Here is a 21,959-nt window from a genome sequence, read left to right as displayed (position 1 = left end):
TTGTGATTAATTCCAGTCGGCCGCAGCTGGCGCCGGTACGGCCTGCCTGGCCGGCGCTACGCCGTCCAGTTTCCAGACATACTGCATTCTCTTCTCCGCCTGCACCGCAACGCCGCCTTGCATCGCCGGTACAAACTGGCACATGCTCCAGGCTTGCCTCGCGGCCTTGTCCAGGGCAGTGAAACCACTGCTCTTTTCAATGGCGATATCCAGCACATGACCGTTGCTGCCGACAACCAGCCTGGCAATCACGGTGCCCTGCTCCTGGTTATCCCTGGAAGCCCTGGGATACTCAGGTCCCTCGCAACTGCCGGCCGTTACGCTAGGCGGGGAATCACCGGTTGCGATCGTGCCGGGTGCGGCAACGCTGCGGCTGGCCACGGCCGGAATGACTCTCGGATTGGCTGCAACCGGAACATAGCGAGGGCTGGCCACAGTCGTAACAACCGGCGGCCGGACCGCGCTGGGGATGCCACTGCCGCCACGCAACGCGGCCTGAAAATCGCGGTCTGCAAACAGGTTGGTCAGCAGCTTGCGCACTGTGTCGATGTAGTTGCTGCGCGCTGCCGGGATCGCAATCGGCCCGAAGACGGAAGATTGCCACTGGCTGGCGCCGACCACTACCTTATCAAAGGTCTTGGCGCCATTTTGCGTCACCAGAATGCGCGCGCTGATTTTGGCTGTACCGGTAGTAAACGATGCGCCATCAACCGAATTTTCCAGCAACTGCCCGGTGATGATCACTGGCGATGCGGCGTCAAACTTGCTGCCTCCCTCCAGTTCGGCGCGCAACGCAGCCTTCAGGTATTCGGCATATGAACCGTTGTAAGGGGAGCTATAAGAGCCGGCGCGTATGCTCAGGCTATCCAGCGACTTGTTTTTCGACGTGAACTGTCCCACTGCAGCCTTGCCGCCCGGAAGAGCTTGCAAGGTACGCACATTATCGTTGGTAGGCTGGTAGTTTGGCGCTACCGCGGCACAGCCGGTCAGCGCCAGCAGCACTGCGCCGGCGCCGGCCATCACCACACGACGGAGCAAAGCCATGACTGACGGTGAATTGAAAACGGCATTCAATTTAACTCTCCTGCGCGACTCATGTCATTCAGCAGGTTCAACACCATGCCGTTCATGATGCTTGGAATCGCCTCTCCCTTTGCAACCGGAACTAGGTTGGCGGGGCCGTCGGCATTACCGATGGTCGAGTACATGGCATGCTTGTAGCTATGTTTCACTTCAGGCTGGCCGGGCACGTCATAGGCAGCGTTCATCTGGAAACCGTCGGTAATCATGGTCCCCGCCAGACCGAGAGTGAAACCGGTCATGAAACTCTTGCCGCCAACATCCTTGGTGACCGGGAAGTTGTTGATGGTAATGAACAGCTTGCGGTCTGCGGTAGTTGGCGCCATCACGACATCGCTGAACAGATTGGATTTTTTCAGAGTAGCCAGGACCATCGGCCGCGCGAGTTCCGTTGCCTGTGGATTGGTAGCTCCTTTAGTTTGATACTCTAAAAATAGCTGGACGGTCTGCTTGGTTTCGGGCTGTTTCAAATCTGCGATCGTCACTTTGGGAAGTGTCGGGTCGACATATTGCTTCATCGATAAACAACCGGTGGTCAACAGGCTGAGACTCATGACGCCCATCAGGCTGGCTTGGCGACACAATCGTGCTACATCCCTGTTCAGGGAAAGAAATGGCATACCGTTTCCTTGGTCTTTGGCTGGCTTTGGTTGCTGGAATGAAAAATACTGCGAGGCAATTATACTTAGCCAATTTGCAAATTCAAACAATGAATTACATTCATTTTGTGGAACGGAAAGCGACCAAAGACGCACCAGCATATGGCGCTCTGAATGGCTTTGATGAATGGGATGGCACTACGGGCAGGAACGGATCAAACGACGTTTCAGAAATATCAAAAACACAACTCACCACCTTGCAGCGCCTCTCATTCCCGGCTTTGCCTACTCCATTTTCCAGACATATTCCATTCTGGTGGCCGACTGCACCGGCTGGCCATCCGCCATGGCGGGAGTGAAATGGCAGAGGCTCCAGGCTTTCAGGGTGGCCCGGTCCAGTTCTTTGAAGCCGCTGCTTTTTTCAATCGCGGCATCAACCACGCTACCGTCAGCCCCGATGATCAGCTTCACGTGAACTGTCCCCTGCTCTTCATTACGCAAGGACGTCCTCGGATATTCCGGTTTTTCGCAATTCCCCGTTACCCGCGCACTGGTATGCGCCGGTCCGGCAGGCGCTGCCGCAACCGCAGCGAGAGACGGCTGGGCGACGGAGGTCGGCAGGTCGTTGCTCGGCGGCTTGACATTGGTGACGGCGGCTATCACATTTTCCTGAGGCTGCGGCTGAACCTTGACTTCAGGCGGCGGCACATAGGGCGGTGGCGGTGCAGCGGTTTTTGGCGGTGGCGGCACCGGCTTGTCAGGAGGCGGAGGGGGTGGCGGCGGCTTGATTTCAGCGATGATCTTGGTGATGACCGGTTCCTGGATCACCTCCACGACTTTGCGGGCCAGACCTGTCACCAGAGCATATACGATGACGATATGCATGAGAACCACTACGCTGAAACCCACCAGTTTCCTGGTCGGCCGCGCCTGATCCATGGTGAAATCCATCGAAGGACTCCTGTCTGTCCGCCTGGCTTTGCCTATATCGCAATGGTGACGAGGCACCCGGCGTCGACGATGTCCGCTTATGGCGGATCGTCTACTTTCATACTAGCATCTCAGGCGCGACAGTAAAGGTGGCGCTTCACGATTCACGGCTCAATCCACCACGAATAGCTTGGCGCCGGTTTTGGTAGAAGATCTATGCGGCTCTGCACAATCGGCCATCTGATGGCGCATCCTCGGCGTCAGCAGGGATTTGCGGCCATTTTCATGCTTTTCCTTTCGACGCTTAGTCAGGGCCGTTCGACCATCCGCACAGTATTGCCGTTGATGGCGCAGCTGGAGAGTGAGGCCGACAGGCTGCCGCGATTGCGCAACATCACCAGCTCGGCCAGCACCGATACCGCAATTTCCGCCGGCGAGCGGCTCCAGATCTGCAAACCGATCGGCGCATGCAGCCGTTCGATCTGTTCGCTGTTCAAATCCAGCGTCAGCAAGCGTTCCTTGCGCGCTTCGGTGCTGGCCATCGAGCCGATGGCGCCGATGTAGAAGGCATCGGTTTTCAAGGCTTCCATCAGCGCCATGTCGTCCACTTTGGGATCGTGGCTGAGGGTGACGATGACGCTACGGCGATCCGGCTTGAACGCCAGCACGACATCGTCCGGCATGCCGTCCAGCCAGGTCACGCCGTCGGCCTGCCAGTTGCGGCGCTGTTCTTCGCGCGGATCATTCAGGTAGACCGAGAAATCCAGCGCCGGCGCCATCTGCGCCAGGTATTCCGACACCTGGCCGGCGCCGATGATCAGCAAGCGCCAGCGCGGGCCGAATACCTGCACCAGTTCTTCGTCGTCGAAACGCAGCGCGAAATCGGCATCGGTGGCTTCGATATTGACCGCACCGCTGCGCAGGTTAAGCCGGCGCTGCACCAGCCGGCGGCCGCTGACGGCATCCAGCAATGGCGTCAGCGCTGCGGCGTCAGTCAGCGGCTCGATCACCAGTTCCAGCGTGCCGCCGCAAGGCAGGCCGAAGCGCCGCATCTGCTCGGCGCTGATACCGTAGCGCACCAGCTCGATCTTTACCGGAAATGCGGCGGCGAAGCGCTGCATCAAGTCGTCTTCGATACAACCTCCCGAGACCGAGCCGGTAAAATCGCCGGCATCGGTGATCGCGAACAGCGAACCGAGCGGGCGCGGCGCCGAGCCCCAGTTGCGCACCACGGTCACCATGGCGACCCGCTTGCCTTGCCGCAGCCAATCGGCGGCGCTCTTCAGTACTTGATAGTCGACTGCATTCATGCCAGCTTGATCCTTGTGTAATTCTCACCAGTGTAATGAAAAACAGGATCGACCGCTGGCGCGGTAGACCCTGTCGAAAGACCAGTTGCAATCGCTTAGTGCGTGGTGGTAGTCAGCCTCAAGGCCTTGACCTGATCCGCACTGATGCTGGCCGGTTGACCGCCCCAGGTCGCACGCAGGTAATTGGAGAGCTGCGCCAGCTCCTTGTCGCTCAACTGGCCGCCAAAACCGGGCATATCCTGCAGGCTTTCGGTCCCGGGAAATTTCTGCGCCTCGATACCGTCCAGCATCGCCACGATCAGGTTATGCGGGTTCGCATTGCGCACCGTCGAATTGCCTTTCATCGCCACCGCCACGTGCGGCTTGCCGTTACCTTGGAAACCATGGCAACCGGCGCACACCGCCGTGTACAAACGCTTGCCGGCATCCAGCGCCATGGCGTCCGCGGTAATGCTCTTGACTGGCTCCGGCGGCAACGGCTTGTCGCCCATCAGATAAGTCGTGACCGCGCTCAGGTCATCCTTGCTCAGGTACTGCGTGCTCAGGTGCACCACCGGGAACATTTCGCCGTAAGCCGAGCCCTGGGGCGCGATACCGGTCGCGAAGAAGGTCTGCAAGTCCGTTGCAGTCCAGCCCACTGCCGCCAGGCCGGCCGGCGTGATATCCGGTGCGGCGACGCGGCCGAGCGTCGAACCTGTCAGTGATTGGGACAAGTCCAGCTGGCCGAACTTGCCGCGCGGTGTGTGGCATTCCGCGCAATGGCCTAGTGCATTGCCGAGATACTGGCCGCGCAGCCACATGGCCGATTGCCCGCTGGAGGCGTCGCTCAGCTGATCCTTGAGGAAAGGCACGTTCCAGAACATCATGCCAAAGCGCATGTTGTACGGGAATTCCAGGTCCGGTTCGCGGGTCGGCACCGCCACCGGTTTCTGCTGCATCAGGAAGGCATAGATGGCGTCGCTGTCGGCGCGCGTCATCGAGCGGTACGAGGTGTACGGCATCGCCGGGTACAAGTGTTTTTCCGGCGTGACGCCATCATGCAGCGCCTTGTAGAACTGGTCGGCGCTCCATTTTCCGATGCCGTGCTGCTTGTCCGGCGTGATGTTGGAGCCGTAGAATTTACCGAACGGTGAAGCCAGTTCGACGCCGCCGGCAAACGGCGCGCCAGTCGCGGTGGTGTGGCAGGCAGCGCAATCGGCGGCCTTGGTCAGGTAGCGGCCAAGGGCGATCTGGTCGGCGCTGCCGGGTTTCGCCGCGTTCTGGCCGGCTGCCGATGCGGCCGGACTGCTGCCGCCGTCGCAAGCGGCAAGCAGCGCCGCCGCCAGCACCGGCGCGGCCAGGCCGAGCAGTGTTTTACGAAGATATCGGGCCTTGGTCATCACTTGACATCCTTTACCAGTCCCGGCGTGCTCAGCACCACTTCCTTGACCGCTTCAAAGTAGCGCACATAGCCGGTACAGCGGCAGATGTGATCGTTCAATCCTTCTGTGATGGTTGCGTCGAGCTGCGCCTTGGCGACTGGCTTGCGCTTGAGTTTTTCTACCAATACTGTCGCGGCGTTGACGAAACCCGGGGTGCAGTAGCCGCACTGGAAGCTGTAATGCTCCAGGAATTTCTGCTGGATCGGCGACAGCGCCACCACTTCGCCCCGCTCGTTGCGCTGGGCGTGGCCCTCGATGGTGCGGACTTTCTTGCCTTCGAAAAAATGGGCGCCGGTGATGCAGGAGCGTACTTCTTCGCTGGTGCCGTCCGGCTTGTCGAGAATCACCACGCAGGCGCGGCAGATGCCCTGGCCGCAGCCGAGGCGCGAACCGGTCAGGTCCAGGTATTCGTGCAAGAAGTCGATCATCATGATCCCCTCCGGTACCGGCACCGGGCCGACCGGCTTGCCGTTGATATGCATGGTGATGGGGTGTGTGGTCATGCTCATGCCAGAGACTCCTGAATATGTTGTTGCGTTACCGGCAGGTCGGTGAATCGATGGCCGGTGGCGTGGGCGATGCCGTTGACGATGGCGCCGACCACCGGAATCATCACTACTTCAGCGATGCCCTTGGGCGGATCGGTCTCAGTCAGTGGCGGCAATATATCGCTGGTCTGGGTCCAGACCGCAACATCCTTGGCGCGCGGCAGCTGATAGCGGTTGAAGTTCCAGCTGCCGTTGCCCGGACCATCCTCGTACAGCGGCAGGAACTCATGCAAGGCATGGCCGATACCCATCGCCAGGCCGCCTTGCAGCTGGCCGGAGACCAACTGCGGCGACAGCATGTTCCCGCATTCCATGATCGAATGGTGAGTCAGCAATTCAACCTTGCCGTTGGCTTCGTGCACCGCCAGTTCGACCAAGGTGCCGATTGCGCTGTAGTATGTCACGGCGGCGTTGTTGCGCTGGGTTGGCGGGATGAATACCTTCTTGCGGTTCAGTACCTCGTAGCCGCCGCTGGTCGTCATCCTGGCTTGTTGCGCCTTGCCGGCGCCTTCGCCGTAACGCACTGACAGGCCGTCCAGCGGCACCCGCACCAGATTGCCGAGAATCTCGAAATCGGCTTCGGTCCATTGCCAGCGATTGAAGACATGCACCGTGGCGCCGGTCACCAGCCCCAGCTCATGGGCCTTCTTGACCAGTTGCTCGTAAGGCAGCGCTTGCAGGCCGGCGGCCGACAGCTTGCCGTCGACCCAGCGCGCGTCTTCCACCCGCACCACCAACGGCGCCGCCTGGCCGCCGCCGATGCCCTGGCTCCAGATCGCCATCGCTGCCGGCCACAGGCCGTGCATGAACACCACCCGCGCCGCTTCGCGCGTGCTGTGGGTGAAATAGAAAGCGGAGTTGGTGGCGCTGGAGGGCGACGAATAGCCGGGCGACCAGCGCGGATTGGCCGACAGCTTGTCTTGATCGGCCTGGCTCATGATGTAAGGATCGCCGCTGGTGATCACGGGCAGATCGCTCCAGTCGGTGATCGAAGTGCGCACCTCATGGGCGGGTTTGCCCAGCCATTTGGCGCAAGCAATGGCTTGCGATGTGGACATGCCGGTGCCGATTTCCGCGGCGCTGTGCGACAGGTGGATCTGGCCGTCGGCGCTGATTTCAACCTTGGCGAACGAGGTCTCGGCGCCGGTGCCGAAATCCTTCTGCACGCAGGCAAAGCCGACGCCGTAGCGATAACCCGGATGGCTGATTTCGTATTCAGCCTTCTTCTTCGCGCGATTGATCCACAAAGGATGAATCTTAGCCTTTTGCAGGACTTCGTCGACCCGGATCGCACCGGCAGGGATCGCGCCCTGGGTATTCTTCATGCCGGATCGCAGTGCGTTTTTGAGGCGGAAATCGATCGCATCGAGACCCAGCTTTTCAGCCATCTCGTCGATCATCATTTCAGTCGCCGCCATGCTTTGCAAGGTGCCGTAGCCGCGCGCGGAGCCGGCGTCGATGGCGCGGGTGGCGATGGCGACTGCAGCCAGGTCGTTCTTCGGGAAATAGTAAATCGATTGCGCTGCGGTGGCGCCCACCATCGCCACCGATGGCGAGAAGTTGGCGCGGCCGCCGCCGTTGGCTTCGAACTCGCCCTTGAACGATTGCAGCAAGCCGGTCTTGCGGTCGACCGCAATCCGGTAATGCATCTTGAAGGCGTGGCGCTTGATCGAAGTCTGGAACTGTTCGTAGCGGTCGTTGGCCAGGCGTACCGGCCCGTCGGCATACAGCGAGGTCAGAAGGCCGTAGAACGGGAAATTATAGTGATCCTTCGAGCCGTAACCGACCGTGTAGCAAGGATGCAGGAACAGCTTCTTCAGCGGGAATCTGGTCTTCTTCATCATCTCGACGGTGCTGTCGACGATTTCAGCCGGCGACTGCGTCGGCACCACCATGTGCAGGGCCTGGTTGGCGCTGTCGTACCAGCAGTTGGCGTTGTCCGGCTCAAGCGCCGCGGTGTCCACCGATTGCGTGTTGTAGTCGCGCTCCATGACCAGCCAGTCGGCTGGCGGATGATCGAGTTGTTCCTGGATCTGGGCGGCGTAGAACATGCCCTGCTCGCCCAGCTTGCCGTGCTCCTTGCCGTCCGGCCAGACTGGCTGGTGCTTGCGCATCATGCTCGGGAATACCGGTGCATCCTTCAGGCTGGAATACACATCGTCATCGAAGGAAGTGGCGCCGCCCACCCGCACGAAGCGGAAAGTGCCCCAGGGATCGCGCTCCAGCGGCCCGGTGACCGGACCGTACTGGATGACTTCATCCTTGAATTGCAGTTTGTCCTTGGCGAAACGGAATCTGGCGAAATCGTTATAGATCAGGATGGCCACGGCATGGCCGAGGTAGGCCGGGGTCTTGCCGGCCGGCAGTAACATATCGTCGCCGTAGAATGCCGGGAACGCCAGGCCATCGCGCGCCAGGTCCGCAGCTGTAACCACCCGGTCCGGCTTCAGCTCGTCGCCCAGCAGGCTGAGATCGAAGCCGAGGAAACTACGGTCGGCCTTGGTAGTGCGCAGGATGAAGGCATGCGCCTGCTGGTTGGGCCAGTGCGGCATGTCGCGGGCGCGCACATCGCGCGCAAACACCTTGGCGCCGGTGACCTTGGCGATGCCATCGATACGGAATTTGACGTGACCGCCGGACTGGCCGTTGCCGCTGTTCCATTGGATGGGCGTCAGGATTTTTTCTTCAAACAGGGCGGCAAAAGCCTTGCCGCCCATCGGTGCTACGTAAACCGATACGCCGGCCACAACGCTGGCCTTCAAAAAACCGCGACGCGAAAGGTCGAGTTTTGTCATGTGTTTCTCCTCAAAAGCCAGGAAATACCCCAACCGTCGTCCACTAGCGGCTGTTACAGATATTCTCCGGATCCATCAAAAGCCCCTGCCGGGCATTCATCTGGGGGTCGGCATTTTATTATATTGAAGAACAAACAACATAAGCAATATGACATGATGAGAATAGAGGATTTGGCGGCATTCGCAAGAGAATTTAGTGTCAATCTCCGCAACGCAAGCCGGCACCATCTGCTTAGTCTTGAACAAATACTATTTTTGTTGCTGCAACTTGGCCTTACCGGGGCTTACGCAACCCGGGACAAATCCGGAGGGTGGGCACAAAATTTCCAGATGGCATGGATTTCACAAGCGTTCCGTCTCGCCGCTTTCAGGCTGCCACTTCATCAAACGTTTCTCGATCATCCCTACCGCCGTATCCAGCACCAGCGCAAAAGCCGTCAGCACCAGGATGCCGGCAAACACTGTGTTGATGTCAAATGCGCCCTCTGCCTGCAGGATCAGATAGCCGACGCCGCGCGCCGAGCCCAGGTATTCGCCCACGATCACGCCGACAAACGCCAGCCCGACCGAGGTGTGCAAGCTGGAAAACACCCAGGATGTGGCCGAAGGCAGATACACCGTGCGCAGCAGCTGGCGCTGGTTGGCGCCCAGCATGCGTGCGTTGGCCAGCACCACCGGACTGACTTCACGTACACCTTGGTAGACATTGAAAAACACGATGAAAAATACCAGTGTCACCGCCAGCGCCACCTTGGACCAGATGCCGAGGCCGAACCACATCGCAAAAATCGGCGCCAGAATCACGCGCGGCATGGCGTTGGAGGCCTTGATATAGGGATCCAGGATGGCCGAGGTCAGCGGCGACAAGGCCAGCCATAAACCGACGGCAAGGCCGAATACCGTGCCGATGCCGAAGGCCAGCATGGTTTCAGTCAGGGTCACCAGCAGGTGCGAATAAATCTCGGCAGGGAAAGTCAGCGTGAACCAGGTGTGATCGCCGAAACCGATTTCCAGTGTGCCGCTGCCAACCGTAAACCATTGCCAGACGCGCTGCAAAACCTTGAGCGGTTCACCGAAGAAAAACGCGGTCTGCGGATTGCGCGTCGCCAGGTGCCAGAGGCCGAAAAACAGTAGTAGCACCAGCAACTGGTATATCCGCAGGTTCTTGTAATTCGGTTTGATCGATTTCCACATGATCCTGTTAGTCCTTGTGATTGTTAGCGTAGTGATTCACACTTGTCGGCACATAAAAATGCGAATCACTACACTAGGCGATTTTCTTTTGCTGCTGGTAGCCCTTCAGCACTTCATCCCGCAGCACGCTCCAGATTTGCTGGTGCAGTTCGACAAAGCGCGGATCGCTGCGGATTTCAGCCACGTCGCGCGGACGCGGCAGATCGATCACGAACTCGCCTATGGGATGGGTGCCAGGCCCAGCCGACAGCACGATCACCCGGTCCGACATGGCGATTGCTTCATCCAGATCATGGGTGATGAACAGCACCGCCTTGCGTTTGGCGCTCCACAGTTCCAGCACCTCGTTTTCCATCAGCTGCCGGGTCTGGATATCCAACGCAGAAAACGGCTCGTCCATGAGGATGATGTCGGGATCGAGGATCAAGGTTTGCGCCAGCGCCACCCGCTTGCGCATGCCGCCGGAAAGCTGATGCGGATAGCGGTCGCCAAAGCCCTGCAAGCCAACCCGTGCCAGCCACTCTTCGCCAAGCTGGCGCGCCTTGACTGCGTCGGTCTCGCGATACTGCAAGCCGGCGATGACGTTTTGCAGGGCGCTGCGCCAGGGCATCAGCGCTTCCGCCTGGAACATGTAACCGGCGCGGCGATTGATGCCGGCCAGCGGCTCGCCAAATATCTTGACGCTGCCGGACGACGGTTGCAACAAGCCGGCGCCGACATTCAGCAAGGTCGATTTGCCGCAGCCGGTCGGCCCGACCACGGAAACAAACTCGCCCGGCGCAATCGACAAGCTGGTGTCGGCCACAGCGCTATAGCGCTGCGACCGGTCGTCCTTGGAGACGAACGTGCAACTGATGTTGTCGAGGAAAAGGGCGGGAACCGGGCTTGGAGTTAAAGCGGAAGTCATAAGAGATACGGCCTGAGCCGAAGAAAATTTCAACGGGAGCCGTCCACAACGCAATAGCGGCGCCGCGCGCTGCCCAAGTCAGACACGCGACGCCTTTGCTTACTTGTATTTGGCGTCGGCCTTCTTTACAAACTCGTTGGTATAAGTTTGCGACAGGTCGATATTCTTGCCGGCCAGTTCAGGATCGAAGGCTTCCAGCGTGCGCAACGCCACCTTCGGACCTTCGTCCGGGATCATGCCGTCCGGAGAAAGGGCTTCGCGCACCTTCATGAAGGCATCGATGTACAAGGCGCGATCACCCAACTGGTAACTTTCCGGCACGACTTTGACAATATCCTCCGGGCCGGCCTTCTGCAGCCATTTCAACGCGCGCACCATGGCGTTGGTCAGGGCCTGGGTGGTGTTCGGATATTTCTTGATGAAATCGGCGGATGCATACAAGGTAGCCGCCGGCATCGGGCCGCCGAAGACGGCGTTGGTGTCTTTCAAGGTGCGGGTGTCGGAGATGACCCGGATCTCGTTATCCTGCTGCATCATGGTGATCAGCGGATCGAGATTGACGATCACGTCGATCGAACCGGAACGCAGCGCAGACAAGGCGCCTGCCGAAGCGCCGACACCGATGTACGAGACATCCGTCGGCTTCAGTCCGCCTTTGGCCAGCACGAAATTGGACATCATGCTGGTCGATGAACCCGGCGCGGTGACGCCGATCTTCTTGCCCTTGAGGTCGGCGATCGTCTTGTAGTTAGGCATGGTCTTGTTGGAGACGCCCATGACAATCTGCGGCGCCCGGCCTTGCAGCACGAATGCAGTGATATGCTGGTTCTTGGCTTGCATGCTGATGGTGTGTTCGAACGCACCGGAAACCACGTCGGCGCTGCCGCCGATCAAGGCCTGCAAGGCCTTGGCGCCACCGGCGAAATCGGAAATCTGTACATCCAGGCCTTCATCCTTGAAATAACCGAGCTGCTCGGCAATCGTCAAAGGCAGGTAGTAAAACAGGTTCTTGCCGCCGACCGCGATGGAGACCTTGGTCTTCTCCGGCGTCTGCGCAAACAGATTGCTGTTAAATGTCAGGTACCCGGCCAGGAACAAACAAAGGGCAATAGCGAACTGCTTCCAGCTTAATTTCATGTTGTCTCCTCATGATACTTATTCAGGTTCAATCCTAGTTCCATTGGCGATATCTTTCGCCTAACTCAAGCAAAATAACAGAATTTTCGTCGGGTGGGGGCAAACTATGCAGACAGCTCAAAAACATTATCTGCGAAAGACGCGAAAAACATCAAAAACACGAGAAAAACGGTGAGGTTTATCCGTGTTTTGATGTCTATCGTGGAGAAGTTATTTAGGTAGAACGACGATCCAGCATGGCGCGGGCGATGGTGCCGGCGTCGACATATTCCAACTCGCCGCCAACCGGCACGCCACGCGCCAGACGGCTCACCTGCAAGCCGCGCGCTTTCATGGTTTCGCTGATGTAGTGGGCGGTGGCTTCGCCTTCGTTGGTGAAATTGGTGGCCAGCACAACCTCTTTCACCACGCCGTCGGTGGCGCGGCCGATCAGCTTTTCCAGCTGGATGTCTTTGGGACCGATGCCATCCAGCGGCGACAGGCGTCCCATCAGCACGAAATACAGGCCCTTGAATGTCAGGGTCTGTTCGATCATCAACTGATCGGTCGGCGTCTCGACCACACACAACAAGTTCGGATCGCGCTCGGGATCGAGGCAAGTTTCACAGACCTCGTTCTCGGTGAAGGTATTGCATAGCGCGCAATGATGGATCTGGTCGACCGCCTGGGTCAGCGCTCGCCCCAGCAGGGCGGCGCCATCGCGGTCGTGCTGCAGCAAGTGATACGCCATGCGCTGCGCCGATTTGGGACCGACGCCAGGCAAGTGACGCAAGGCTTCTGTGAGTAAAGTGAGACTGGAAGGAGCTTTCACGGATGGCCTTGGTTCATGCAGCGCTCGACAACGAGGGTGTTCAGAATGTCAGCTTAGAATGGCAACTTGAAACCGGCCGGCATGCCGGCGGTCAGGCCCGACATTTTTTCGGCCGACAACGCTTCCGCCTTGCGCACTGCGTCGTTGAACGCGGCGGCCACCAGGTCTTCCAGCATGTCCTTGTCGTCAGCCAGCAGCGAAGCATCGATCGCCACGCGCTTGACGGCGTTCTTGCAGGTCATCACGACTTTCACCAGGCCTGCGCCCGACTCGCCTTCGACTTCGATCAAGGCCAGTTGGTCTTGCATCTTTTTCATATTGTCCTGCATTGCCTGGGCTTGTTTCATCAGCCCTGCCAGTTGGCCCTTCATCATGGTATTTCTCCTAAAAAAGAATAATTCAATTGCAAAGAAAACAGCGTCCGATATCGATCTCTCAGTCCGCCCTACTTTGCTTCACCCAATGGTTTGATTGATCCCGGCACAATCGACGCCCCGAATTCACGCATCATGCTTTGTATGAAAGGATCGTTTTTCGCGGTCTGTTCCGCCAGCCGCTGGCGTTCTGCCTGCGCCGCCATCGCCTGGGCGTTAGCGGTGTGGCGCACGGTGCCGATCTCTGTTTCCACCTTCACCTGGCGGCCGAAGTGTTCAGTCAGCGCGGTCGCCAATTTATCAACGCTGCCGGCGGAACGCAAGGTATCGAAAGGAATCCGCAAATAGATCAGCGTGGCGACGCCGCTGCTGTCGCATTTGATCAGTTCGCTCTGCTGCGCCAGCTGATGCGCCACCCCGCGTACCGACAAGCCGGCTGCCAGCAACGGCCAGTCGCCGTCCCAGTTCAGGTTGGCGTCGGGCTGCAGCACCAATGGCGGCAACGGTTCTGCCGGTGGCGTTTCAGCTTGCTGCGCCACAGGTTCAGGACGCGGCGACTGGCGCACATTACCGGCGCCATTGCCCCCCGCGGAGCGGGACGGCGCCGCTTGCTTCGCTTGCATTGGCTGCATTGGTTGCAAATACGATTCAGTTTTTTTTTCAGCCACCGAACTGGAAAATTCGGTATCCGGCAAATCCATCGGCAACGGGATCTCTTCTTCCCATGGCGGCACCGAGGAATTTTGCGGTTCATAGGCTGGCGCTGCAGGCCGCGACGCAACTGCCGCCGGCTGGCTGGCCGTCGCCGCAGGCGCTGAGGTGACAACAGGCGTGGCAGCGGGCGGGGCTGCGGCAGGCTGCGCCGGCGCTGGTCGCGCCGTGCCGCCCTTGCGTGACGAAGCCGCCGCGCGCGCCGCTTCCAGCGCCGCCCTGGCCGGGCTCATGGCGCTGGTGTCGGGACGCACTGCCGGCGCACTGGTGCTGAGAGTCTGCGGCGCACTGCTCAAACGGGCTGCTGCTGCAGGAACAGCTGCCGGCGCTGCGGCTTGCGCCACTGCAGCCGGCCTGGATGCAGCAACCGGGGTTGCTGGCGCCGCACTAGCCTGCGGCCGCGGCCGGCTGACCGGCGGCGGCGTCACGATGCTGCCGTCGGCTTGCGGGCGGAAGGCCAGCATGCGCAACAAGGTCATCGAGAAACCGGCGTATTCATCCGGCGCCAGGCCCAGTTCATTGCGGCCGTGGACAGCGATCTGGTAATACAGTTGTACTTCTTCGGCATCGAACAGCGTGGCCAGGCGGATCACTTCTTCGCGCTCCGGCAAATCTTCCGCCAGCGCTGCGGGCACGCTTTGCGCCAGCGCGACCCGGTGCAGCAAGGTGCCGAGATCCTGCAACGCCGCGCTATATGACAAGCTGCGGCTGGCCATGTCGTCGGCCACCGCCAGCAGGCCGGGGCCGTCTTTCTGCGCCAAAGCATCCAGTACGCGGATCAGATAAGACTGGTCAAGCGCGCCGAGCATGCCCTGCACCGCCTCCAGCGTGACCTTGCCGGCAGCGTAGGCAATCGCCTGGTCGGTCAGCGACAGCGCATCGCGCATCGAGCCGTGCGCGCCCTGCGCCAGCAAGCGCAAGGCGGGAGTTTCGAATTCGATTTTTTCCTGGCCGAGGATATTATCCAGATGGCTGATGATGTGGCCGGGCGGCATCTGCTTCAGGTTGAACTGCAGGCAGCGCGACAGCACCGTCACCGGGATCTTTTGCGGATCGGTGGTGGCCAGGATGAACTTGACGTGATCCGGCGGTTCTTCCAGCGTCTTCAGCATCGAATTGAAGGCGTGGTTGGTCAGCATGTGGACTTCGTCGATCATGTAGACCTTGAAACGGGCATTGGACGGCGCATACACAGCCTGTTCCAGCAATTGCGCCATTTCGTCGACGCCGCGGTTCGACGCCGCGTCCATCTCGATATAATCAACGAAACGGCCGGCATCGATCGCCACGCAGGCGTCGCACACGCCGCACGGTTCCGCGGTAATGCCGCCCTTGCCGTCGACCCCGATGCAATTCAGCGATTTCGCCAGGATTCGCGACAAGGTCGTCTTGCCAACGCCGCGCGTGCCGGTGAACAGATAGGCATGGTGCAGACGCTGTTGCTCCAAGGCGTGCGTCAAAGCCCTTACGACGTGTTCCTGGCCGACCAGCGTATCGAAGCTTCTGGGGCGATATTTACGGGCGAGAACTTGGTAGGACATAAGGGCGAATAGGGTCTGCTTGTTGTGAAGTACAAACAGCATTTTACCTGACAGACGAAGTTAACATGCTTTTTAAACCCGGCAACTTTCCAGCGGCAGCCATCACCACTTGATCCGTCCGTTGCAGAATGGCCCGGGGACTGAACATAGCCTCTAAATAATTGCAGGAAAGCAGCTACCCGCGGGCCACGGCAAGGGGTAAAGTCAAACGACACAGTCCTTTATTCTCAGGACTTACGCAAAATCAGGAGACCGGGCATGCAAGGACAAACCCATGAAGTGACCAACCAGGTTGCTGAACTGTATGGCAACAATCTCTATCTTGACGATACCATCCTGCAAACCGGCGTCCAGCGCTTGCATGGTGAATGGCGCGCCGCAGAACTGGCGCGCTACGGCGCCGAGCTGGGCAGCAAGGAAAGCTGGCAACTGGCCGAACTGGCCAACCGCCATCAGCCCGAACTGAATACCTTCGACCGCATCGGCAACCGGATCGATTCGGTCGAATTCCACCCGGCCTGGCATGCCCTGCTGGGCATGCTGCGACGCGAGGGTCTGCATGCCCTGCCCTGGATCAAGCCGCAGAGCGGCAGCCATGTGGTGCGCGCCGCCGGCTATTTCATGCATGCCCAGGTAGAAGCCGGATCGCTCTGCCCGACCACCATGACTTTCGCCTCGATCCCGGTGCTGCAGCAGGAGCCTGCGCTGTTTGCCGCCTTGCAGACAAAATTATTGTCATGTGAACATGATAGTCGCGACCTCGCCCTGGAATACAAGCACTCGATCCTGATCGGCATGGGCATGACGGAAAAACAAGGCGGCTCGGATGTGCGCAGCAACACCACGGTCGCGATACCGCTGGAAGGCGGCGGCGGACGCGGCGCCGGCTATCTCTTGACAGGTCACAAATGGTTTTTCTCGGCGCCGATGTGCGATGCGCACATGGTGCTGGCGCGCACCGAGATGGGCTTGAGCTGCTTTTTCGTACCGCGCTGGCGGCCAGACGGCAGCAAGAATCCGGTCCAGATCCAGCGCTTGAAAGACAAACTCGGCAACCGTTCCAATTCCAGCAGCGAAGTCGAGTTCCGGGAGGCCTTCGGCATCATGGTCGGCGAGGAAGGCCGCGGCATCCCGACCATTATCGAAATGGCCAACCACACCCGCCTCGATTGCGTCATCGGCTCCGCCGGCCTGATGCGCCAGGCGCTGGTGCAGGCGCTGCATCATGCACGCCATCGCAGCGCCTTTGGCCGCAACCTGGCAGAACAGCCGCTGATGCAAAACGTCTTGTCCGACCTGGCGCTGGAAAGCGAAGCGGCGACTCTGCTGATGCTGCAACTGGCGAGCACCTTCGAACATCCCGACGATCCCTTGCAACGGGCCTGGCGTCGCATCGTTACGCCGGCCGCCAAATTCTGGGTCTGCAAGCGGGCCCTGGAATTTAGCGGCGAATGCATGGAAGTCTGGGGCGGCAACGGCTATGTCGAAACCGGACCGATGGCGCGCTTCTATCGCGAAACGCCGGTCAATTCAATCTGGGAAGGTTCGGGCAATGTGATGTGCCTGGACGTGCTGCGCGCAATTGAACGCGAACCGACCGGCTTCGGTCTGCTGTTGGCGCAGCTGGGCGAAACCGCCAGCGGTCATCCCGGCCTGCGCGGCATGCTGGACGACCTGATGAAGGATCTGGCCAGCCCGGCGGAACAGCGCGAAATGCTAGGCCGCCGTTTTGTCCAGCGCCTGATCTTGACGGTGCAAGCGGCGCTGATGCTGCAGCACGCGCCGGCGGTGATCGCCGAAGCCTTCATCGCCAGCCGCAGCGAAGCGATGGGCGGACGGGTCTACGGCACCCTGGCGGCGGCGCATCTGCAGAAAATGATTCTGGAACGGACCTGGGCGGCCTGAATCTCAGGCTATGGCTTGCCGATTTGCCGGTCCAGGAATTTTTCCACGTGGGTCCAGAAATCGACATTGTTTTTTTGCAGCTGCCAGCCGTGCCCTTCCTCGGGATACTCGATCCACTCGACCTGCGGATTGCCGGCCTTGACCGCATCGCGGAATTTGGTGCCGTGTACGATCGGCACGCGCAGGTCGGAGCCGCCGTAGGCCAGCAGCAAGGGCTGTTTGATGCGCGCCGCATTCTCCAGCGGTGAAGTGGCTTTCAATTGCGCCGCATCCTTTTGCTGGTCACCAACCAGCACCGGCATGCCGTACTTCAGATACTCATTGGGGAGATCGCTCCAGCTGACGCTGTACATGAGATTGATGTCGGTCACGCCGGCCCATTCAAAGCCGCAGCGATACAGGTCGGGGTCATTGATCAGCCCCATCAGCGTCGCGTAGCCGCCATAGCTGGCGCCGGCAATGCAGATCCGCTTCGGATCGGCAATACCTTGTGCGATCGCCCATTTGGCGCCGTCGGCGACATCGTCCTGCATTTTCAGCCCCCATTGCTTCCAGCCCGCCCTGAAATGCTTCCAGCCAAAACCGGTGCTGCCGCGATATTCCGGTTCAAGCACCGCATATCCGCGCGATGCCAGAAACTGCACTTCGCGGCTCCAGCGCCATGCGCCGTCGCGCACATAAGGACCGCCATGCACCAGCACCACCAGCGGCAAATTCTTCTTGCCAGCGTTGACAGGCATGGTCAGATAGGCCGGGATTTCCAGTCCGTCACGTGCTTTATAACGCACCATGTCCTTGCCCGACATCTGCTGCGGATTAATCTGAGGCATGGAACTTCCAAGCAGCGTCAGCTTTTTCGCTGCGCTGTCATACAGAAAATAAACCACAGGCTGGACATCGGAAAACGATCGCACCAGCACATACGGCGTCTCGGCGTGATCGGCAACGCTGATCTGGTTGACAGTGGACGGCAGCAAGTCATTGACCGCTTTCTGCATCGCCTGCATTTGCGGATCGAACCACTTGGTGTCGTCGGCGTCGGTTTCAAAACGCACGCCCAGGAATTTTTTATCGTCATGCACAATGCCTCCGGAAAAATCATAGCCCTTGAGGGATACCATCGGTTCCGGATCGATGCTGTTTTTGGCCAAATCGTAGCGATACAGCGATGTCTTGTCCGTGCCTTGGCGGGACGTCACATACAGACTACCGTCCGGCCCCAGAAAATACGGCGTGAAGCCATGGCCGGTATAGGTATTGAATTCAACCAGCTTGCGCCAGCTGTTCTGCTCCGGATCGCGGTAAAAGACCGCCTCCATCTCGCCATCCAGAGTGGTGGCGACGCGCGGCTCGCCCTGCCAGTCCATGAGCCAGCCGATGGTCAGGCCGGGCCGATCAATCATGGCGGCGCGCCCGGTCAAGGTATTCAGGCGCAGCAGGTGCACCGGCTTGATGTTGCCGTTGCTGGAATGGTCAATCTGACCGACATAGATCTCGTCCGAATTACGGATAGTAGAATAGAAAAAGGTATTCCACGGCAAGGCTCCGCGCACTGCGGCGTTTTGCTGTTGGCGACCGCGCAAGACCAGTTGACGGAAATTCGTGCCATCGCGATTGACCACATACAAGCCGCTGGCCTGGGTCTGCTCGCCCACCGCTATCGTCCTGTCGCCTGCATCGAACACCAGGCGCTCGCTGTTCACCCAGTGGAACTGGCGGACGTCGGCGCCCTCAAAACTGGCAATCACTTTTGGCGTGCGCTCGGCGACATCCATCACGCCCAGCCGCACATAGCCGTTCTTGGTCGGCACCAGCATCGCCACATAGCGGCCGTTGGGCGACAACTGGGCGCTGACCAGAGTCGGGTAGGCAAAAAAACTTTCGACGCTGGGCAATCCGGGCGCTGCCTGCGCGCCAGCCGCACCGCACATGACGGACAACGCCAGCATCAGTAACGCGGGAAAACAGCGAATTCCTTGCAAACGGCTAAAAGACATCAGGCATTCCTTCGGACGGGCGGCTAGTGAAAAAGCGGGAACAGGAAAAACGCGCGGCAAATAATCAATGGATATAGAAGCGTCTGTAGTGTATTTGTCTTTGCTGAAAAACACCATATGGCAAGCACCGGCATGGTTACGCCAGATTTGTCATTATCAAAAAAAACCGGCCATACTCGTCGCGAGTAAGGCCGGCTTGATTGTCATCGTTCTCTATGCAGCGTTAATGCCCGCTGAACAGCTTGAGAATATTCTGCTTCTCATCCTCTTGCGGCGTGGTTGGCGCAGCGCCCGGATTTGCGGCCGGCGCCGGCGGCAGCGGTACGCCATCCGGGCCGATTTCCACCGGCGCAGCGCTGGCGCCCAAGCCAAGCGAGGCGATGAAGCCGTTTCCTGGCGTGAAATTATCGAAATAGAACTCGCCGTTGATGGTGCTGATGCCAGCCGGCATCGGCATCTGGGTTTCCGGTACACCACGCAAGGCGCGCCCCATGTACTCGGTCCAGATCGGCAAAGCCAATTGTGCACCGAACTCACGGCTGCCCAGGCTCTTCGGCTGGTCGTAACCCATCCACGCTACCGCCACCAGGCTGTTCTGGTAACCGGCAAACCAGCCGTCAAACGCATCGTTGGTGGTGCCGGTCTTGCCGGCCAGGTCGGTACGATGCAACACATTGGTGCCGGCGCCGGTACCGCGCTGCGCCACCGATTGCAACAGGCTGGTCATGATGAAACTGTTACGCGGATCCAGTACCCGCGTCGCATTCTGGCCGGCGATCTGCGGCTCGACCTTGGACAGCACGGCGCCGCGGGAATCGGTGACTTGCGCGATCAGGTAGGGATTGACACGATAGCCGCCGTTCGCCAGCACCGCATAAGCGCCCACCAGTTGCAGTGGCGTGACCTGCCCCGCACCCAGCGCCAATGGCAGGTAAGGCGGCGTTTTATCGACATCGAAACCGAAATGGCTGGTGACGAATTCCTGCGCATATTTCACGCCGATCGCATCCAGAATGCGGATCGATACAAGATTCTTGGACCGTTGCAAGCCGGTACGCATCGGCATCGGGCCGTCAGGCTGGTCGTCGTCCTTCGGTTCCCACTGTGGCTGGCCGGGGCCGCCGGGAAACGATACCGGCGCATCGTTGATGATCGACGCCGGGCCGAAACCCTTTTCCAGGGCGGCGGAATAGATGAAAGGCTTGAAAGTCGAACCCGGCTGACGCCAGGCTTGCGTCACATGGTTGAATTTATTCTGGTTGAAATCGAAGCCGCCCACCAGCGAACGGATCGCACCGCTTTGCGGCGTCAGCGACACCATGGTCGCTTCAACCTGCGGCAGCTGGGTGATTTGCCAGCCTTTGGCAGTATTGATGACACGGATCACCGAGCCTTTTTGAATCTTCAGGTTCTTGCCGGCTTTGGGGCTCAGGGCTGCAGCTGCAAGACGCAAGCCTTCGCCGCTGATAGTGACGGCGCTGCCGTTGCGCAGCATCACCTGTACCTGCTTCGGATCGGCGCTCAGCACTACCGCCGGCAGGATATCGTCATTGTCGGGCTTGTCTTGCAAAGCATCGTCGATCGCCTGGTCACGCTCGTCGCCCGGGGCCGGCAGCTCGACAGTCGCTTCCGGACCGCGATAACCGTGACGCCGGTCGTAGTCCATCACGCCCTTGCGCACCGCATCGTAGGCGGCAGTCTGGTCGGCTGAATTCAGCGTGGTGATCACATTCAGGCCGCGCGTATAAGTATCTTCCTTGTATTGCGCATACAGCATCTGCCGCACCATTTCGATCGCGTACTCGGCGTGCACGCTGTAGTTGTTGCCCTTGGTCTTGACCTGGATGTCTTCGACCACAGCCTGATCGTATTGTTGCTGGGTGATGAATTGCAGGTCCAGCATGCGCTTCAGGATGTATTGCTGGCGAATGTGGGCGCGCTTCGGATTGACCACCGGATTATAGGCGGAAGGCGCTTTCGGCAAGCCGGCCAGCATCGCCGCTTGCGCCAAAGTGATGTCTTTCAGGTCTTTACCGAAATAGGTGCGCGCGGCCGCCGCGAAACCGAAGGAGCGCTGCCCCAGATAGATCTGGTTCATGTAGACCTCAAGGATCTGGTCCTTGCTCAGCGCCGTCTCGATCTTGTAGGCCAGCAGGATTTCATAAATCTTGCGGGAATAGGTTTTTTCGCTGGACAGGAACACATTGCGCGCCACCTGCATGGTGATGGTGCTGGCGCCTTGGGAGGCGCCGCCATGCATGATGTCGGCCACGCCGGCGCGCAAGATGCCGATGACGTCCATGCCGCCATGCTGGTAGAAACGCGCATCTTCGATCGCCAGCACGGCATTCTTCATGTCGGCAGGGATGTCATCCAGCTTGACCAGGCTGCGCCGCTCTTCGCCAAACTCGCCGATCAGGACATGATCCGAGGTGTAGATGCGCAATGGCACCTTCGGTTGATAGTCGGTAATGGCGCCCAGGTCCGGCAGTTGCGGCGTCATGACCACCAGCACATACGTCAGCAACAGCCCGCCGATGACCACGCCCGCCAGAAACAGGCCGCCCAGAGTGAGTAGCAGCGCATGTGCCACGCTGCCCTTGCCGTTTTGCCTGGTATTGCCGGAGCGGGAGTTGTTTGCTTCTTGCTTGGTTCTATTTGTTGATGACATAGCAATATTCGATGGAAATAGCCCTGTA

General features: G+C 59.6%; 16 protein-coding genes. 1 reads left to right on the top strand and 15 read right to left on the bottom strand.

Going from position 1 to position 21,959, the window contains the following annotated elements:
* Nucleotides 1-6: 6 nt before the first annotated feature.
* The 13 genes from ABI171_RS17190 to ABI171_RS17130 all read right to left on the bottom strand — a co-directional run bounded on the left by ABI171_RS17190 (nt 7) and on the right by ABI171_RS17130 (nt 15,358).
* Nucleotides 7-1,074 (bottom strand): energy transducer TonB, encoded by a 1,068-nt coding sequence (locus ABI171_RS17190; protein ID WP_348093751.1) that lies wholly within the window; start codon nt 1,072-1,074, stop codon nt 7-9.
* Nucleotides 1,071-1,700 (bottom strand): hypothetical protein, encoded by a 630-nt coding sequence (locus tag ABI171_RS17185; protein ID WP_348093750.1) that lies wholly within the window; start codon nt 1,698-1,700, stop codon nt 1,071-1,073. The genes ABI171_RS17190 and ABI171_RS17185 overlap by 4 nt, the downstream gene beginning before the upstream one ends.
* Before the next feature lie 264 nt (nt 1,701-1,964).
* Nucleotides 1,965-2,630, bottom strand: a complete 666-nt coding sequence (locus tag ABI171_RS17180) for an energy transducer TonB (RefSeq protein WP_348093749.1) — start codon at nt 2,628-2,630, stop codon at nt 1,965-1,967.
* 287 nt (nt 2,631-2,917) lie between these two features.
* Nucleotides 2,918-3,919, bottom strand: a complete 1,002-nt coding sequence (locus ABI171_RS17175; RefSeq protein ID WP_348093748.1) for an XdhC family protein — start codon at nt 3,917-3,919, stop codon at nt 2,918-2,920.
* A 95-nt stretch (nt 3,920-4,014) separates the two neighbouring features.
* Nucleotides 4,015-5,298 (bottom strand): c-type cytochrome, encoded by a 1,284-nt coding sequence (locus ABI171_RS17170; RefSeq protein WP_348093747.1) that lies wholly within the window; start codon nt 5,296-5,298, stop codon nt 4,015-4,017.
* Complete coding sequence (locus ABI171_RS17165) at nt 5,298-5,849, bottom strand: (2Fe-2S)-binding protein (protein WP_348093746.1); 552 nt, start codon at nt 5,847-5,849, stop codon at nt 5,298-5,300. The genes ABI171_RS17170 and ABI171_RS17165 overlap by 1 nt, the downstream gene beginning before the upstream one ends.
* Nucleotides 5,846-8,683 (bottom strand): molybdopterin cofactor-binding domain-containing protein, encoded by a 2,838-nt coding sequence (locus tag ABI171_RS17160; RefSeq protein ID WP_348093745.1) that lies wholly within the window; start codon nt 8,681-8,683, stop codon nt 5,846-5,848. Before ABI171_RS17160 ends, ABI171_RS17165 begins: the two co-directional genes overlap by 4 nt.
* 342 nt (nt 8,684-9,025) lie before the next feature.
* On the bottom strand, nt 9,026-9,877 hold the full coding sequence (locus ABI171_RS17155; RefSeq protein ID WP_348093744.1) for an ABC transporter permease: 852 nt from the start codon (nt 9,875-9,877) through the stop codon (nt 9,026-9,028).
* A 73-nt stretch (nt 9,878-9,950) separates the two neighbouring features.
* On the bottom strand, nt 9,951-10,784 hold the full coding sequence (locus tag ABI171_RS17150) for an ABC transporter ATP-binding protein (protein ID WP_348093743.1): 834 nt from the start codon (nt 10,782-10,784) through the stop codon (nt 9,951-9,953).
* A gap of 99 nt (nt 10,785-10,883) precedes the next feature.
* Nucleotides 10,884-11,921 (bottom strand): ABC transporter substrate-binding protein, encoded by a 1,038-nt coding sequence (locus ABI171_RS17145; RefSeq protein WP_348093742.1) that lies wholly within the window; start codon nt 11,919-11,921, stop codon nt 10,884-10,886.
* Between the two features lie 214 nt (nt 11,922-12,135).
* Complete coding sequence (gene recR, locus ABI171_RS17140) at nt 12,136-12,732, bottom strand: recombination mediator RecR (RefSeq protein ID WP_348093741.1); 597 nt, start codon at nt 12,730-12,732, stop codon at nt 12,136-12,138.
* Between the two features lie 53 nt (nt 12,733-12,785).
* Nucleotides 12,786-13,106, bottom strand: a complete 321-nt coding sequence (locus ABI171_RS17135; RefSeq protein WP_014006791.1) for a YbaB/EbfC family nucleoid-associated protein — start codon at nt 13,104-13,106, stop codon at nt 12,786-12,788.
* A gap of 71 nt (nt 13,107-13,177) precedes the next feature.
* Nucleotides 13,178-15,358, bottom strand: coding sequence for a DNA polymerase III subunit gamma/tau (locus ABI171_RS17130; RefSeq protein WP_348093740.1), 2,181 nt, complete (start codon nt 15,356-15,358; stop codon nt 13,178-13,180).
* A 258-nt stretch (nt 15,359-15,616) separates the two neighbouring features.
* Here ABI171_RS17130 and ABI171_RS17125 point away from each other — a divergent pair, with 258 nt between their 5' ends.
* The gene (locus tag ABI171_RS17125; protein WP_348093739.1) at nt 15,617-17,263 is read left to right on the top strand and encodes an isovaleryl-CoA dehydrogenase; all 1,647 of its coding nucleotides are present in this window, start codon (nt 15,617-15,619) and stop codon (nt 17,261-17,263) included.
* Between the two features lie 8 nt (nt 17,264-17,271).
* Here ABI171_RS17125 and ABI171_RS17120 read toward each other — a convergent pair whose 3' ends face one another.
* The gene (locus ABI171_RS17120; RefSeq protein WP_348093738.1) at nt 17,272-19,260 is read right to left on the bottom strand and encodes an alpha/beta fold hydrolase; all 1,989 of its coding nucleotides are present in this window, start codon (nt 19,258-19,260) and stop codon (nt 17,272-17,274) included.
* 223 nt (nt 19,261-19,483) lie between these two features.
* Complete coding sequence (locus ABI171_RS17115) at nt 19,484-21,931, bottom strand: penicillin-binding protein 1A (RefSeq protein WP_348093737.1); 2,448 nt, start codon at nt 21,929-21,931, stop codon at nt 19,484-19,486.
* Nucleotides 21,932-21,959 lie beyond the last annotated feature (28 nt).

Source organism: Collimonas sp. (assembly GCF_039923675.1).
Classification (GTDB): Bacteria; Pseudomonadota; Gammaproteobacteria; order Burkholderiales; family Burkholderiaceae_D; genus Collimonas.
This window is presented reverse-complemented; position numbering and strand designations above follow the sequence as displayed.

Bases quoted from the DNA above. Each gene is read 5' to 3' on its own strand.
- ABI171_RS17155 (WP_348093744.1), bottom strand. From the start codon at position 9,877: ATGTGGAAATCGATCAAACCGAATTACAAGAACCTGCGGATATACCAG.
- ABI171_RS17115 (WP_348093737.1), bottom strand. From the start codon at position 21,931: ATGTCATCAACAAATAGAACCAAGCAAGAAGCAAACAACTCCCGCTCC.
- ABI171_RS17185 (WP_348093750.1), bottom strand. From the start codon at position 1,700: ATGCCATTTCTTTCCCTGAACAGGGATGTAGCACGATTGTGTCGCCAA.
- ABI171_RS17135 (WP_014006791.1), bottom strand. From the start codon at position 13,106: ATGATGAAGGGCCAACTGGCAGGGCTGATGAAACAAGCCCAGGCAATG.
- ABI171_RS17170 (WP_348093747.1), bottom strand. From the start codon at position 5,298: ATGACCAAGGCCCGATATCTTCGTAAAACACTGCTCGGCCTGGCCGCG.
- ABI171_RS17130 (WP_348093740.1), bottom strand. From the start codon at position 15,358: ATGTCCTACCAAGTTCTCGCCCGTAAATATCGCCCCAGAAGCTTCGAT.
- ABI171_RS17145 (WP_348093742.1), bottom strand. From the start codon at position 11,921: ATGAAATTAAGCTGGAAGCAGTTCGCTATTGCCCTTTGTTTGTTCCTG.
- ABI171_RS17180 (WP_348093749.1), bottom strand. From the start codon at position 2,630: ATGGATTTCACCATGGATCAGGCGCGGCCGACCAGGAAACTGGTGGGT.
- ABI171_RS17165 (WP_348093746.1), bottom strand. From the start codon at position 5,849: ATGAGCATGACCACACACCCCATCACCATGCATATCAACGGCAAGCCG.
- ABI171_RS17150 (WP_348093743.1), bottom strand. From the start codon at position 10,784: ATGACTTCCGCTTTAACTCCAAGCCCGGTTCCCGCCCTTTTCCTCGAC.
- ABI171_RS17175 (WP_348093748.1), bottom strand. From the start codon at position 3,919: ATGAATGCAGTCGACTATCAAGTACTGAAGAGCGCCGCCGATTGGCTG.
- ABI171_RS17160 (WP_348093745.1), bottom strand. From the start codon at position 8,683: ATGACAAAACTCGACCTTTCGCGTCGCGGTTTTTTGAAGGCCAGCGTT.
- ABI171_RS17125 (WP_348093739.1), top strand. From the start codon at position 15,617: ATGCAAGGACAAACCCATGAAGTGACCAACCAGGTTGCTGAACTGTAT.
- ABI171_RS17120 (WP_348093738.1), bottom strand. From the start codon at position 19,260: ATGTCTTTTAGCCGTTTGCAAGGAATTCGCTGTTTTCCCGCGTTACTG.